We start from the raw sequence: 15,126 nt of genomic DNA, 5'->3' as shown, positions 1-15,126 counted from the left end.
AATGAGACTGGTGAAAGTACGCATCTTCAATTGGATGTAATGCCCGTGACAAAGGCTTAGTCTTTGAAGCTATCGTGTCATCCACAATGCAGAAAACAGGATTTCCGGTACGTGCAGCTTCTGAATAAATAATCTCAATGACAGACTGTTTTAATGTATCTGAAAGTAATGAATCATTTCATTTCCCGGAATTAAGGAAATGAGCGATCGTAGTTCTGTGGCAGGAGCTGTTTTTAGCAAAATCCGTGGTTTTTCCATGGTATCCTGAGATAAAAATGCTGATCAGGATACTCATAAGATGATTTATGACCCGGTTCGAATAGAATTGTTACTATTCACAGGTAGTATCCCGCGAGGCGTTTTGCCATGAATATGGCAAAATCCCGAGACATACAGGGCAAAATGCCATCACCGAAGGTGATTTGGAATGCATTTTGACCAAGTTACTGTGAACGGAGTGAACAGTAACATATATGTAAAACACAGCGAAGTGTTAAAATAAGAAATTATTGACAGTGTTTTTTTTACATGTTATGATAAAGTCGATTTTGAGAGACGAAGATGCAGAGTAACAGACAGAGTCTTTTCAAAGCAATTGTTTTGGATCACCCATCAGGGTTAAGGCCATACGGACAGCCGGGTCCACTGCCGATTATGGTAACTTTGGTTGCCTTATTGATTGAGTTAGAAGCTCAAATTTTATAAGTAGGTTCCTTTGATAACCGAGATGCGCCCAAAGCGCAGACTTGTGAAACGATCAATAAGAGTAGTAAAAGTATGATTGCTATATAGACTCTGACACGCATGCGAATACAGATCAGACGCAGGTTTGTGGCTTAGTGCCCTAATCTGCGTTTTTTTATTTTGCTCAGTTTGTGGAATGTGGTTTGAGGGTTGAGACAAAGGAAACTGGAAATGGAGGAATGATGAAAGGAAGTCGTTTTAAATTGAACCAGAATCATGCACCGATACATGAAGCTCTGGAGACTTTCCGACGAATGCGAGTTGTACCCTTTGATGTTCCCGGTCATAAGCGGGGAAGAGGCAATCCGGAACTGACAGAATTTCTGGGACAAAAATGTGTAGGGGTGGATGTCAACAGCATGAAACCGCTGGATAATCTCTGTCATCCTGTATCTGTAATCCGGGAAGCAGAAGAACTGGCAGCAGATGCATTTGGAGCAGCACATGCTTTTCTGATGGTGGGAGGCACGACCAGTTCCGTTCAGACCATGGTCCTGACTGCCTGCAAACGCGGAGATGAGATCATACTGCCCCGTAACGTTCACAGGAGTGTTTTGAATGCACTTGTCTTGTGTGGCGCGATTCCTGTTTATGTAAACCCAGAGGTGGATCAGAGACTTGGAATTTCACTTGGAATGCGCAGGGAGCAGGTAGAAAAAGCAATAAAGGAACATCCGAAGGCAGTTGCGGTTCTGGTAAATAATCCGACGTATTATGGAATATGCAGTGATCTGCGTGCGATTGTCAAGATGGCACATGATGCAGGAATGCTGTGTCTGGCGGATGAGGCTCATGGAACGCATTTTTACTTTGGCGGAGGTCTTCCGGTTTCGGCTATGGCAGCAGGTGCAGATATGGCATCGGTATCTATGCATAAGAGTGGTGGAAGTCTTACACAGTCGAGTCTTCTTCTTACAGGTCCGAACGTCCACGCAGGATACGTGCGCCAGATCATTAATCTGACACAGACGACCTCTGGAAGTTATCTTCTGATGTCAAGTCTTGACATTTCAAGAAGAAATCTTGCACAGCGTGGCCGTCAGATTTTTCACCAGGTAGCAGATATGGCAGAATATGCCAGAGAGGAAATCAATGCGATCGGTGGTTATTATGCATTTGGAAAAGAACTGGTAAATGGAAATTCTGTTTTTGACTTTGATATTACGAAATTAAGTGTACATACACTGGATATTGGACTTGCAGGAATCGAAGTTTATGATATTCTGCGGGATGAATATGATATTCAGATAGAATTTGGTGACATTGGAAACATTCTTGCGTATCTTTCCATCGGAGACCGTGCACAGGAAATAGAACGACTGGTAAGTGCGCTTGCGGAAATCCGCAGACGTTTTCAGACAGATGGATCAGGACTTCTCAGTCAGGAGTATATTGATCCACAGGTAGTGACAAGTCCACAGGAAGCTTTTTATGCAGATAAATGCAGTCTGCCGCTTCGAGAAACGGAGGGAAAGGTCTGCAGTGAATTTGTGATGTGTTATCCGCCGGGAATTCCGATTCTTGCACCCGGAGAACGGATCACAGCAGAGATTCTGGATTATATTGAATATGCAAAAGCAAAGGGTTGCAATATGACAGGCCCCGAAGATCCGGATATTTTGAGATTAAATGTACTGGCAGGGAGGGAATGACAATGGAAATGTGGTTTTCGGAATTTCATACACCGGATGTCAAGCACAGTATCCGGGTAAATCGTCAGCTCTATTCGAAGCAGAGCGACTATCAGAGAATTGATGTCTTTGAGACACCAGAATTTGGACGTGTGCTGACTCTGGATGGAAATGTAATGCTGACAGAGCGTGATGAATTTATCTATGATGAGATGATCACGCACGTGCCGATGGCAATACATAAGGAAGCAAGGGATATTCTTGTGATTGGTGCCGGAGATGGCGGCGTTGTCCGTGAACTGACCAGATATGACAGAGTACGGCATATTGATCTGGTAGAAATGGATCCGATGGTTGTGGAAGCCTGTCGTGCCTATCTTCCGGGAAATGCCTGCAGACTGGATGACAGAAGAGTACATCTTCATTATGAAAATGCGCTGAGATTTATCCGTCGGTGTGAAGCAAAATATGACCTCATCATTGTGGATTCTTCTGATCCGTTTGGCCCTTCTGAAGGTTTGTTTACCCGTGAATTCTATGGAAACTGTTACAACGCACTGAAGGATGACGGGATTATGGTAAACCAGCAGGGAAGCCCGTTCTATGCGGAAGATGCACATGCCATGCAGCGCAGTCATAAGAGAATTGCCAGCACTTTTCAGATCAGCCGTGTTTATCAGGCGCACATACCGACTTTTGCTGCGGGTTACTGGCTGTTTGGATTTGCCAGTAAAAAATATCATCCGGTGGATGATCTGGATGCAGAGGCCTGGAATGCATTAAATCTTCGCACGCGTTACTATACGACAAGACTCCATAAAGGAGCATTTTATCTTCCGGCATTTCTGGAAGATATGCTGAAAGAAGTGGAGGAATAATTTATGATCTTACCTAATATAGAAACTTTCATTGGATGCGAAAGTAGTTTTGAGGAGGCATCTATTGTTCTTTACGGTGCACCCTTTGATTCTACAACAAGTTTTCGTCCGGGGGCCCGTTTTGGTCCGGCAGCCATGCGACATGAGAGCTTTGGTCTGGAGACCTACAGTCCATATCAGGACAGAGATCTTATGGACATCAGAGTATTTGACAGCGGAGATCTGGAACTTTGTTTTGGAAGCAGTGAAATGGCACTTTCAGATATTGAAAAGAGAGCAGAAGAGATATTAAACGCAGGAAAATTTCCCCTGCTTCTGGGAGGCGAACATCTGGTAACACTGGCAGCTGTGCGTGCCGCAGCAGCTAAATATCCGAACCTTCATATCATTCATTTTGACGCACATGCAGACTTAAGAGATGATTATCTGGGAGCAAAATTAAGTCATGCCTGTGTGCTTCGAAGATGCCATGAAATTCTGGGAGATGATCACATTCATCAGTTCTGCATCCGAAGCGGTGAGAGAGAAGAATTTCAGTTTGCCAGAAAGCATACAGATTTTCATCCGTTTACGTTTGAGGGATTGAAGGAAACGGTCAGGGAACTGAAAGAGAAACAGGTTCCGGTATATTTTACAATTGATCTGGATTGTCTGGATCCGTCAGTATTTCCAGGAACAGGAACTCCGGAGGCAGGCGGCGTGAGCTTTATGGAACTTCTTGAAGCCATCCGCATGGTTTCTCAGGCGAATGTGGTAGGAGCAGATGTTAATGAACTGGCTCCTATGCTGGATGCGAGTGGTGTTTCAACTGCAACGGCCTGCAAGGTTCTTCGAGAACTGCTTCTGGCAATTGCAAAATAAAATGATACCAGGGTCATCCCCGACACCATAAAAATAATATTATAAAATAAGACTGTTGAAGAAACAGCCAGTTATCATAAAAGGAGAAAAATTATGAGCAGAGTACTTGTAATCGGCTGCGGAGGAGTAGCCAGTGTAGCAATTCAGAAATGTTGCCAGGTTGACGAGGTATTTACAGAAATGTGTATTGCAAGCCGCACAAAGGAAAAATGTGATGCACTCGTGGAAAAACTGAAAGGAAAGACAAAAACAGTTCTTACTACAGCTAAGGTGGACGCAGATGACGTAGACCAGTTGATCGAGCTGATCAACAGCTATAAACCGGATCTGGTAATGAACATCGCACTTCCATATCAGGATCTGACAATCATGGATGCATGTCTGGCATGTGGTGTAAATTACATGGATACAGCAAACTATGAGCCGGAAGATACCGATGATCCGGAGTGGCGTGCAATCTATGAAAAACGCTGCAAAGAAGAAGGATTTTCCGCATATTTTGACTATTCCTGGCAGTGGGCATACCGTAAAAAATTCGAAGATGCAGGACTTACAGCACTTCTCGGATGTGGATTTGACCCGGGTGTTACACAGGCTTACTGTGCCTATGCATTAAAGCATGAATTTGATCAGATTGATACGATTGATATCCTGGACTGCAATGGCGGCGATCATGGATATGCATTTGCGACAAACTTTAACCCGGAAATCAATCTTCGTGAAGTAAGTGCACCGGGAAGCTACTGGGAAAACGGACACTGGGTGGAAATCCCGCCGATGGATATCAAGAGAGAATATAACTTTGATCAGGTGGGAGATAAGGATATGTACCTGCTTCACCATGAGGAAATTGAGTCTCTTGCAAAAACAATTCCGGGTGTAAAACGTATTCGTTTCTTTATGACTTTCGGACAGAGCTATCTGGATCATATGCGTTGTCTTGAAGATGTAGGAATGCTTTCCACAACACCGATCCAGTACAATGGACAGGAGATTGTTCCAATTCAGTTCCTGAAAGCACTGCTTCCGGATCCGGCAAGCCTTGGACCACGTACAAAAGGAAAAACAAATATCGGCTGTATCTTTACAGGTGTAAAAGACGGAAAAGAAAAGACATACTATATCTATAATGTATGCGATCATCAGGAATGCTATCACGAAGTTGGAAGTCAGGCGATCAGCTATACAACCGGTGTTCCGGCAATGTGCGGAGCGCTTATGATGCTGACCGGAAAGTGGATCAGACCAGGTGTGTATACAGTTGAAGAATTTGATCCGGATCCGTTCCTGGATGCACTCGACCGTTATGGCCTGCCGCGCAGTGAAAGCCACGATCCGAAGCTGGTAGACTGATGGAAGGATTGGATAAAAGAGCACCATTTACAGCCACCGGCGGAATGATTCCGCCGGAATTCAGGAATATAAAAACACCCTGCTATATCCTGGACGAAAAAGCACTTATAAAAAATGCAAAACTGCTCGGTGAAGTGGCAGAGCGGACAGGATGTAAGATGCTCCTGGCGCAGAAAGCGTTCAGCAATTATGACTGTTATCAGTTTTTTGAGCCGTATCTTGCGGGTACAGAGGCCAGTGGACTATTTGAGGCACGACTCGGGGCAGAGGAGATGCCGGGAAAAGAGGTTCATGTATTTTGTGCCGGTTATCGGGCAGATGAATTTGAGGATCTTCTTCAGTACGCGGATCATATCGTGTTTAATTCTCCGTCACAGCTTCTTCGTTTCGGACAAAGAGCAAAAGAAGCGAGAAAGAGTGTGGGACTTCGGATTAATCCGGAATGTTCCACTCAGGAAGGACATGAGATTTATGATCCCTGTGCGCCGGGAAGCCGTATGGGAACGACAAGAGCACAGTGGAATGAAGCGTTCCAGAAAAATCCGGAGCTTTTGGATTTACTGGATGGTCTTCATTTCCATACCCTCTGTGAGCAGGATTCCGACGATCTGGAGACCACTCTTATTTCTGTAAAGAAGCATTTTGGAGATCTGGTTTCCAGAGTAAAGTGGATCAATTTTGGTGGCGGTCATCATATTACAAGACCAGGCTATGATATTGAACGACTGGAACGATGTATCCGGATGGCAAAAGATGAATGGAAGGTAGATGTTTATCTTGAACCCGGAGAAGCATGGGCATTAAATGCAGGATTCCTTCTGACCCGTGTGCTGGATGTTCTGAAAAACGGAGAGACAGAAATTGCGATCGTAGATGCCAGTGCGGCCTGCCATATGCCGGATGTACTGGAAATGCCGTATCTTCCGCCGCTTCTTGGAGCAGATGATACAGAAGAGGACAGAATCATAGTTCGACTGGGAGGCCCAACCTGCCTGTCAGGAGATGTGATCGGAGACTATAAATTCAGACAGCTTCCGGAATATGGGGATCTTCTTATGTTTGGAGATATGGCCATCTATACTACCTGTAAAAATAATACATTTAACGGGATGCCGTTACCGGATATCTGGCTCAGACGTGCTGATAATACGATGCAGCAGCTCACGGATTTTGGATACGGGGATTTTAAGGGAAGGCTTGGAAGTCGCAAATAGCGACTTCCTTTTTTGGTGGAATGCATGTATATAGTTCATTACAAATCTCATAAAATATTATAAGAGCAGAGTAGAAAATCTTCCGTTTTATAGGCAGAGAGGACGCAGATGGTTACAATCAGTCTTTGCATGATCGTAAAAAATGAGGAGAGAGTGCTTGGCAGATGTCTGGAATCTGTGCAGGAGATTGCAGATGAGATTATCATAGTTGATACGGGGTCTGAAGACCGGACAAAAAAGATTGCAGAAAAATACCATGCCAGAGTATTTGAACAGGAATGGCAGGATGATTTTTCAAGAGCGAGGAACTATTCTTTTTCTCAGGCAGAGATGGACTACTGTATGTGGCTTGATGCAGATGATATTATTACGAAAAGTGAAGTGCTGAAACTGAAGCGATGGAAAGAAGAAACAGACGGATCATCGGATGTGGTAATGATCCGATATGTGGCAGGCTTTGATGAAAAAAGAAATCCGACATTAGTCTATTATCGTGAAAGAATAGTAAAAAGAGATAAGGACTTTCAGTGGCAGGGACGGGTGCATGAGACGTTAGCCGTCAGAGGCAGGACGGAATACCTGGACTGTGAGATAGAACATCACAGCATAAAAACGGAATACTCAAGAAGAAATCTCGAGATATATCAAAAGATGGAATCAGATGGAGAAGTATTATCGGCAAGAGACAGATTTTATTATGGACGAGAGTTGTTTTATCACAGGGAGTATGTGGAGGCGGTGGATAACCTCCTGAAATTTCTGCAATTACCGGAGGGCTTTGTGGAAAACCAGGTGGAGGCATGCAGAGTGGCAGCACGATGCTGTTATGAACTGAAACAAAATGGAATGGCACTGGAGTTTCTGTACAGGGGACTGACATACCGGACACCGTCGGGAGAACTATGCTGTGATATAGGCAAACATTTCTTTGACAGAAAGAAATGGGAACAGGCGGTGTTCTGGTACAGAAATGCACTGCAGGTATCTGAGAATGCAAAGCCAGGAGGTTTTGTGGAAAAAGAGTGCTATGGCTATATTCCATGCATTCAGCTGAGTGTCTGCTGGTATTATCTTGGCGATATTGAAAAAGCGTTTCAGTATCATTGTCAGGCGGGCACGTATAAACCTTACGGGAGAGAATTTCTGAAAAATCAGCAGTATTTTACCTCAGTCAAACAGTAAATACAGATTACCGATGTACATCTGACTATTGTTGTCTGAAGTAAAGGGAACAGGAAAGACTGACTGTGCATATCCTAAAGAGAGAAATATTTTAGCAGGGATCAATATATGGAGTTTTTCAGAAAAAACAGAGAAGCTGACTGTCAGAGTCAGGGCTGCTGCAACTGTGGATGTCCGGGTCCGACCGGTCCCATGGGACCAAGAGGATGCCCCGGAGCAACAGGACCGCAGGGTCCTCAGGGATTACAGGGAGTCCAGGGACCAACGGGTGCAACTGGGCCGACAGGAGCAACTGGAGCCACCGGATTGCAGGGACCACAGGGAATTCAGGGTCCGGCCGGAGCCCAGGGAGCAACAGGGCCGCAGGGAATCCAGGGACCAATTGGTGTGACGGGAGCAACAGGCCCAGCCGGGCCACAGGGGAGTCCAGGTGCAACCGGTCCGGTTGGTGCAGATGGACCAGTAGGAGCAACCGGTCCAACCGGCCCCACAGGCCCCGCAGGTACCATAACTCCTGCAGCAGCGGTCGCAAATGCGACAAGTGCGGAAGATGTGGTAAATCAGTTTAATCTTCTGCTTGCGAATATGCGGGCAGCAGGATTGCTGGCAGAATAGGACAGAGTAAAGTAACTGTCCACAATAACTAAAAAACATGGTATGACAGGGCATCTCTGTTGTACTGTGTTTTTTTCTTTATAAAAAGATATATAAAAACGGAATATGTCTGGTATAAAAAGGAATATATCAATATCCCCCGACGGGGCTTATTGCAATAAAATGAAATAAAAGCAGAAATCAGACTTGCAGGAGGTAATAATGTCATTGTGTTTTTTATTGATACGTGGATGCTCCGGATATAATCAGTAACTGATTATATCCGGAGCATTATTTTAGCGGAGAAAATACCATCTTCATAGGTAAAGTCACAGGTACCGCCATTTTTGTCGGTAATGTGGCGGACGGATTCGATTCCTATGCCGTTTCCGGAGCGTTTGGAGGATTGGAAAATATTGTTTTTTTGCTGTATTTTGCCATCGAAGGTATTCTCCACATGGATCAGAAGGAGATGATTATGGTGGGGATAAACTTCCACGTTAATCTTTCTGCGGGCGGGCGCTGTTTTTACACTTGCCTGGATGGCATTTTCCAGCAGATTGGAAAACACAAGGCACAGATTAATCTCATCTAAGGAAAGCTCAGCAGGCATGGAAACCACTGCATGAAAAGGAATGTTTTCTCTTTCTGCAAGGGCGGAATAATATCCGAAAATACTGTCAACAGCCTGATTTTCACAGAAATGCAGGTTAAAGTCAGAGATTTTTCCGGTTGCAGCGGAGAGATATTCTTTAATTTTTTCCATGTCACCCTGTTCTGCCAGAGCGGACAGTCGGACAAAATGATGGCGGACATCGTGACGGGCCTGTCTTGCTTCTTCGATGGCCATGCAGAGATTCTCGTACCTTTCCTGCTGAAGAGAAAGAAAAAGGTTCTCCTGCTGAAGTCTGGCATTTCTGTTCAGGCTGACTGCCATCATAAGAAACATGACATAAAACAGAAGCAGGATTATGAGCAGTACAAGACTTAAAACAATATAACACTGCAGGACCCGCCCGGTATATAAAGTACTGCGGTATTTAGGAATCATAAAAAGATTCATTCCTATGAAGATCACCGGAAGAATCCAGAATACATACCAGGTCTGGGCAAAGTTCTCGTCTGCGATCATTGTCTGTACATAGTGGCAGGCAGGATACCAGGCTGCCAGAACAAACAGCAGACAGATGACGTTATAAAAAATTCCGGCACCAGTGTGCAACCACAGTTCGTTTTCTGCAATATGCAGGTCAGCAGTCATAAGGGCATTGAGTGCCCGGGACAGACTTTTGATACATGTAAAAACTGCGAAGACTGCCAGAAAAATACTGACGGATTTCCAGACAGAGATTTTTAATGTTTTATGGTAAATGAGCATAATGACAGGCAGCAGAGGAAACAGGAACCATCTGGTGGGAATTTGCAGGGCACAGCAAACTGCCCCTCCCAAAATACAGATTCCCAGAAGAAGGGGAAGAAGCCATGCTGTCAGCTTAAGCGGTGTCTGCCTCAGATAGCTTTTTACAGGCAGATATGCCAGCAGTATACCGGGAATGATTACGGAAAGTTCAAGTACAGGGCAAAGTATGTCAGTCATTTCAGGACCTCCTCTGGAACAGAAATTCCATAAATGTCTGTCTGGCGTTTTTAATAAGCTTCCTGCTGACCGGGACATTGCTTCCGTTATCAAGGCGAAAGCCTGATCCGTCAAAATCAACGGCATGCTCCAGATTGATCACAACGCCCCGGTTACATTGATAGAAACGTGAGTCCATTTTCAGGGAGGTTATGAAGGAGTCAAAGGACTGTCGGGTGACCAATTCCCTTTCACCGGCAGTGTGGATGTGGATCATGTGGGAAAAATGCTCTGCGTAGATTATTTTCCGGAAGGGAATCTGAATATTACTGCCGTTTACCTTTACATCTATGTATTTCCCGGAATCCGGGATGCGGGAAAGGATTTCATCTGCCAGTACGGAAATATCATTTTCACTGTAGGGTTTTACAAGATAGTGGAGAGCCCGGACCTGAAATCCTTCTAATGCATGGTCAGTGGAAGTTGTTGTAAAGATCAGCAGACAGTCAGTATCTGATCTGCGAAGTTCTTTTGCTGTATCAATTCCGTTAGAACCATTCATATAAATATCCAGAAACACTACAGTGAAAGGACATTCCTTTGCCGCAGTGAGGAAAGTTTCTCCATTTTCATATTCAAATATATCTATGTGGACATTGCGCCTGGAAAATTGAGATTCCAGTCTGTTGCGAAGCAGTGTCCGTTCTTCTGAAATATCATCAACAATTGCAATTCTCATAGTAAATCTTCCTTTATTTATATGTTTATAAAATTCTGCTATAAGTATATCACAAAACAATACCATAGATTTACAATTCGTGTCATTTTCTGTCGTTTCGTGACAGAATTATTGAAAAAATTTCTGACTTTTTTATAATGAGGATAACAAATGGGAGTACATCAAATGGAAGAGGAGGGATGTCGTGTATTGTATTGCCATATTGACTGATCAGGAACAGGAAGGACAGAACTGTGCGGAATACATCAGAAATTACTGTACAGAAAAGAATGTTTTTCCATTGATTGAAATCTATCAGGATCAGGAACGGTTTTTGGGGCGGACACGAAAAACAGTACCGGCAGTGGTGTTTCTTGCATTGCCAGGTGTGTCCGGGCTGAATGCGGCAGAACATCTCCGTTCCCTGTATCCGAAATGTGGGATTATCTGGTGCAGTGATCTTGATTTTTCGCTTCATGCGTTCAGGATGCGGATAGAATATTTTTTTATGAAACCTGTGGAAGAGCAGAAAATAAAAGAAGGACTCTCCATCTGGTTTGAACACAGAAATGTAATATGACAAAAACACTCAGGAGGAAAAACAATTATGAAGAAAAGAGCTTTAATTCTTGCAATGATCGCTTTTATAGCAGCTACAACATCTGAACCGTCAATAAATATGGTACGTGCAGAGGAAACACAGGTAGAAGAAACACAGGTAGAAGAAACACAGACAGAGGAAAATGCAGGTCAGACATCAGAACTGCCTATAAAGACACTTACACCGAAGGTTATGGATGTGAATCCTTATATGGCAGCAAGTGATTCCAATATTCATCATGACTGCTATAATACAGATTCAACAGATGAGGTATTGCCTGTTGATATTTATTCTGAGATCAATGTTTCTTATGAAAAAGTTAATCCCAATGCTTCCCCGGCAGTCTTTTTTGATTCCTATGGACATTCTGTGGTTCCGCTTCTGGGTGGCCTGGCGATCCGTGATATTAATGCAGATGAGGCACAGACCTTGGGCTATTTTTCACCAAAACAGCATGACAATGGAAGCTATCTGATACAGAGTTCATATTCTTTTGTAGATGAGAGCAATCGCATTGTGTGTCCGACGAACGATAATCGGGTACTTATGCTTAAGGCTACAGATGAGGAGGGAAATGTACTTCCGGAATTTGAGAAAGTGCTGGATATTGATATTAAAGCGGCAGCAGAGGCTGCACTTGGAAAAACACTGGATCAGAATCTGTTATCTGTAGTTTTTGATTATGAGGGAAATCTCTGGTTTGCAACAGGAGGCTTCCGCATTTATCCTGACAGAAAACAGCAGGGAACCTTTGGCTATGTTTCACGTGCAGCTATCGATAAGATCTTGAATGGAGAAGATGTGGATCTGTCAGATGCAGTGTTTGTATATGAACTGGAACCGGGAGAGGGTGCAGAGAATGGTATTGCGGCATCTAAGGAGGGTGCGGTCATTCTGACAAATCTGAAGTGTTATCTGCTCCAGGCGGATAATGGTGTAAAAAAAGTCTGGGAAACTTCCTATAAAAGTGTGGGTGCCAAGGAAAGCAAAGAAGGCGATGAGACGACAGGTGGCGGTCTTGCATGGGGAGGTGGATGTTCCCCGTCTCTAACCAAAGATCTGGTTATGTTTACAGATAATCAGGATCCGGTAAATCTTATTGCGGTGGATATGAAAACAGGAGAACAGGTTGCGAGTATGCCTGTTATAGATGAGCTTCCGGAAGGTACACAGGTGTCTGTGGAAAATTCTGCAATTGTATATGATGATGGAGAGGGAACAGTAAGCACGATCGTATGTAACTGGTTTGGTGCAGGAAGTGCGAAGCTTGGAGAAGCAGATAATGATTCCTCAATACAAAGCTATGAGAATATTTATGATGTGGGCTGGCTGAGACAGGGCAATAAAATGATCGCACCGGGTATAGAACGTGTGGATACAGTTAAGACGGAGGACGGATATGAGATGAAGAGTATCTGGTGCAGAAGTGATCTGTCTGACACTTCCATGATGAAGCTGTCCACTGCAACAGGATATATTTACGGATATGTTCAGGATATGGAAACTGGTATGTGGCAGTATATTATGCTTGATTTTGAGACAGGCGAGACTGCATTTACCATGGATATTTCTGACAAACCGGGATACAACAATATGGCTATTGGAATGTATGCTGGAAACAGCGGAAATTCACTTTACTGTCCGACCGGTTATCTGGAACTTCTGAGGCTTCAGGACAGGTTTGTTTATCTGCCGGAAATGCCTTATCGTAAGGTTGATCTGGATCAGGCAATGCGCAATGTGTTAAGTCAGGAGAAATTTGCGGCAGACGGTGGACAGGGAGATGTGGAAGGATGGCTGAATACGATCACAATTGAGAACGTACATCCGAATACAACCGTTGCAATACGTATGAAAGGAATCTCCGGGGAAACAGGTTCTCTGAAGCTGTATGCATATGGTACAGATGGTACCTTGAAAGAAGTTCCGGCAGAGAATTGGCATATTCAGACAGAAGATGGTGAAACACCGGATACATTATCCGAAGACGTACTGTATGAGGTACATATGACTGTGGAAGATAGTGGAGATTTTGATCTCAGTGAAACGGAAAAAGAGATTAAGATATCTGCTGTTCTGGGAATCTGAAGGTGAGCTGATAAACAACCACCGGTTGAAACGGTGGTTGTTACAGACTGTAGACAAACTTGGTGTTGGGTGTTATGCCCAGCACCATTTTTCTTTTAAAACTTCTTTTCTTTTTATTTTTTTCAAAATCAACAAAAATCTGGCTGTATTCCAGCCTCGTTTTTCCAGAATTTTTGCCAGTTTTTTCAGATTCATGCATGCGAAGGTAAGCCCGGCTTTCATTTCCATCCGCGCCTTTCCTACATACTGCGTATATCGAAATCCATGTTGTTCTTTCGCTGTACCGAATATCCTCTCTATGGTTTCTTTTCTTAACTGATAGATCTGTCTGTTTCCTATCGTGTGCCGAATGTCTTCTGCCACTTCCATATATTCTTCCCATACATGACGTGTGATCAGTTTTATATGATCCTTGCTTTCTGTGCATTTTGAAAGATATTGGCATTCAGCACAATGTTCACCGCAGCTTTTATACTCTTTATATCCACTTCTGTTTGTTGTACTGTATGGCAATATATGTGCTCCCGGACATATATAACAATCATAGTATTCATCATATGCGAATTCGTGTTTTCCGAAAAAGTCTTCTTTGGTCTTGGGACGGGTATACGGAAAAAGTGGTTGGATTCCATCTTCCAACAGCTGATGGGCGATTGCCGGAGTTTTATATCCTGCATCTGCAACTACCATCTGCGGATTCAGTTTAGATATCTTATCGTATAATGCTTTAAAAGTACGACTGTCATGCTCATTACCAGGATGTACTGTATATCCAAGGATCCAGCCATATTTATCACAGGCAGTTTCTACTGCATATGCAAAAACATGTTTATGTTCTCCTTTTCGAAACCATCCACTTTCCGGATCACTGGTACTGCATTTCTGCGTTTTTACATCTTCAGGAATTTTCTCTTCTTTGGAATCTTTATTGTTTCCATTTCCACCGGATGCCGGTGGCTGATTATCATCTTTTTTCTTTAATGGTTTCTTTCCATGTGCCAGGCGGTCTTTTTCAATCTCTTTATTTAATTCTTCTTCATACCAGAGCGCCTGTTCATGTGCAACTCTTTTCCGCATTTTTTTACTGTTTGCACAGGCTTTTACATGTGTTGCATCCACGAAGATCTGTCCTGTATTTACAAGATTATATTTCATACAGTCTTCCAATATCTTTGAAAAGATCTGCTCAAAAAGGTCTGTGTCTTTGAAACGGCGGGTATAATTCTTTCCAAATATAGAAAAATGAGGTATCGGATCTAGCATGTCCAGTCCAAGAAACCAGCGGTATGCAACGTTTACCTCGATCTCTTTCATGGTCTGCCGCATGCTTTTTATTCCATAGAGATACTGAATGAATGGTATCTTTATCAGCATAACGGGATCCATACTGGGACGGCCGTTATCCGGACAGTATTTTTCTTCAACCAGATCATAAATAAAGTTCCAATTGATTGCTTTATCAATCAATCGCAGCATATGGTTTTGAGGTACCATGTCATCCATGGAAAACATCATCATTTGTTCTCTTTTTTTATCTGCATTTTTCGTCATCATAAAAAACACCGCCCTTCTGATATTTATTATATCAGAAAAGCGGTTCCAACAATAGCAAAACCCTGCAAAAGCACAATGTCATTAAGTTATCATAGGCAAGCTGATTTGGCGTTTGCCCAGAAACAGGTTGAG

Annotated in this window: 12 protein-coding genes; 9 read left to right on the top strand and 3 right to left on the bottom strand. The window is 43.5% G+C overall.

Features of this window, described 5'->3' with window-relative positions; genetic code table 11:
• The first annotated feature begins 923 nt into the window (after nucleotides 1-923).
• The 7 genes from DWX28_RS16950 to DWX28_RS20335 all read left to right on the top strand — a co-directional run bounded on the left by DWX28_RS16950 (nucleotide 924) and on the right by DWX28_RS20335 (nucleotide 8,478).
• Nucleotides 924-2,396, top strand: a complete 1,473-nt coding sequence (locus tag DWX28_RS16950; protein WP_118254151.1) for an aminotransferase class I/II-fold pyridoxal phosphate-dependent enzyme — start codon at nucleotides 924-926, stop codon at nucleotides 2,394-2,396.
• A gap of 2 nt (nucleotides 2,397-2,398) precedes the next feature.
• A complete protein-coding gene (gene speE, locus DWX28_RS16945; RefSeq protein WP_118254149.1) occupies nucleotides 2,399-3,253 on the top strand; it encodes a polyamine aminopropyltransferase in 855 nt (284 codons plus the stop codon).
• A gap of 3 nt (nucleotides 3,254-3,256) precedes the next feature.
• A complete protein-coding gene (gene speB, locus DWX28_RS16940; protein WP_118254147.1) occupies nucleotides 3,257-4,114 on the top strand; it encodes an agmatinase in 858 nt (285 codons plus the stop codon).
• Between the two features lie 93 nt (nucleotides 4,115-4,207).
• The gene (locus tag DWX28_RS16935; RefSeq protein ID WP_005424872.1) at nucleotides 4,208-5,467 is read left to right on the top strand and encodes a saccharopine dehydrogenase family protein; all 1,260 of its coding nucleotides are present in this window, start codon (nucleotides 4,208-4,210) and stop codon (nucleotides 5,465-5,467) included.
• Nucleotides 5,467-6,681 (top strand): carboxynorspermidine decarboxylase, encoded by a 1,215-nt coding sequence (locus tag DWX28_RS16930; RefSeq protein ID WP_118254144.1) that lies wholly within the window; start codon nucleotides 5,467-5,469, stop codon nucleotides 6,679-6,681. Before DWX28_RS16935 ends, DWX28_RS16930 begins: the two co-directional genes overlap by 1 nt.
• 108 nt (nucleotides 6,682-6,789) lie before the next feature.
• Complete coding sequence (locus DWX28_RS16925) at nucleotides 6,790-7,863, top strand: tetratricopeptide repeat-containing glycosyltransferase family 2 protein (RefSeq protein ID WP_118254142.1); 1,074 nt, start codon at nucleotides 6,790-6,792, stop codon at nucleotides 7,861-7,863.
• 108 nt (nucleotides 7,864-7,971) lie between these two features.
• Nucleotides 7,972-8,478: a collagen-like protein gene (locus DWX28_RS20335; protein WP_118254139.1), complete on the top strand. Its 507-nt coding sequence runs from the start codon at nucleotides 7,972-7,974 to the stop codon at nucleotides 8,476-8,478.
• 256 nt (nucleotides 8,479-8,734) lie between these two features.
• Here the strand turns inward: DWX28_RS20335 and DWX28_RS16915 are convergent, their stop codons facing one another.
• On the bottom strand, nucleotides 8,735-10,054 hold the full coding sequence (locus DWX28_RS16915) for a sensor histidine kinase (RefSeq protein WP_118254136.1): 1,320 nt from the start codon (nucleotides 10,052-10,054) through the stop codon (nucleotides 8,735-8,737).
• Between the two features lies 1 nt (nucleotide 10,055).
• The gene (locus DWX28_RS16910) at nucleotides 10,056-10,772 is read right to left on the bottom strand and encodes a LytR/AlgR family response regulator transcription factor (RefSeq protein WP_118254134.1); all 717 of its coding nucleotides are present in this window, start codon (nucleotides 10,770-10,772) and stop codon (nucleotides 10,056-10,058) included.
• Nucleotides 10,773-10,956: 184 nt separating this feature from the next.
• Between DWX28_RS16910 and DWX28_RS16905 the strand changes: the two genes are divergently transcribed.
• Together DWX28_RS16905 and DWX28_RS16900 are read left to right on the top strand one after the other, a co-directional pair.
• A complete protein-coding gene (locus tag DWX28_RS16905; protein ID WP_118254131.1) occupies nucleotides 10,957-11,331 on the top strand; it encodes a response regulator in 375 nt (124 codons plus the stop codon).
• Nucleotides 11,332-11,358: 27 nt separating this feature from the next.
• Nucleotides 11,359-13,440 (top strand): hypothetical protein, encoded by a 2,082-nt coding sequence (locus tag DWX28_RS16900; protein WP_118254128.1) that lies wholly within the window; start codon nucleotides 11,359-11,361, stop codon nucleotides 13,438-13,440.
• 72 nt (nucleotides 13,441-13,512) lie between these two features.
• On the opposite strand, the gene DWX28_RS16895 is transcribed toward DWX28_RS16900, so the two are convergent.
• A complete protein-coding gene (locus DWX28_RS16895) occupies nucleotides 13,513-14,994 on the bottom strand; it encodes an IS1182 family transposase (protein WP_118254125.1) in 1,482 nt (493 codons plus the stop codon).
• Nucleotides 14,995-15,126 lie beyond the last annotated feature (132 nt).

Source organism: Blautia sp. AF19-10LB (assembly GCF_003461245.1).
Classification (GTDB): Bacteria; Bacillota; Clostridia; order Lachnospirales; family Lachnospiraceae; genus Blautia_A; species Blautia_A intestinihominis.
The sequence above is the reverse complement of the archived record's forward strand: the minus strand, read 5'-3'. Positions and strand labels throughout refer to the sequence as shown.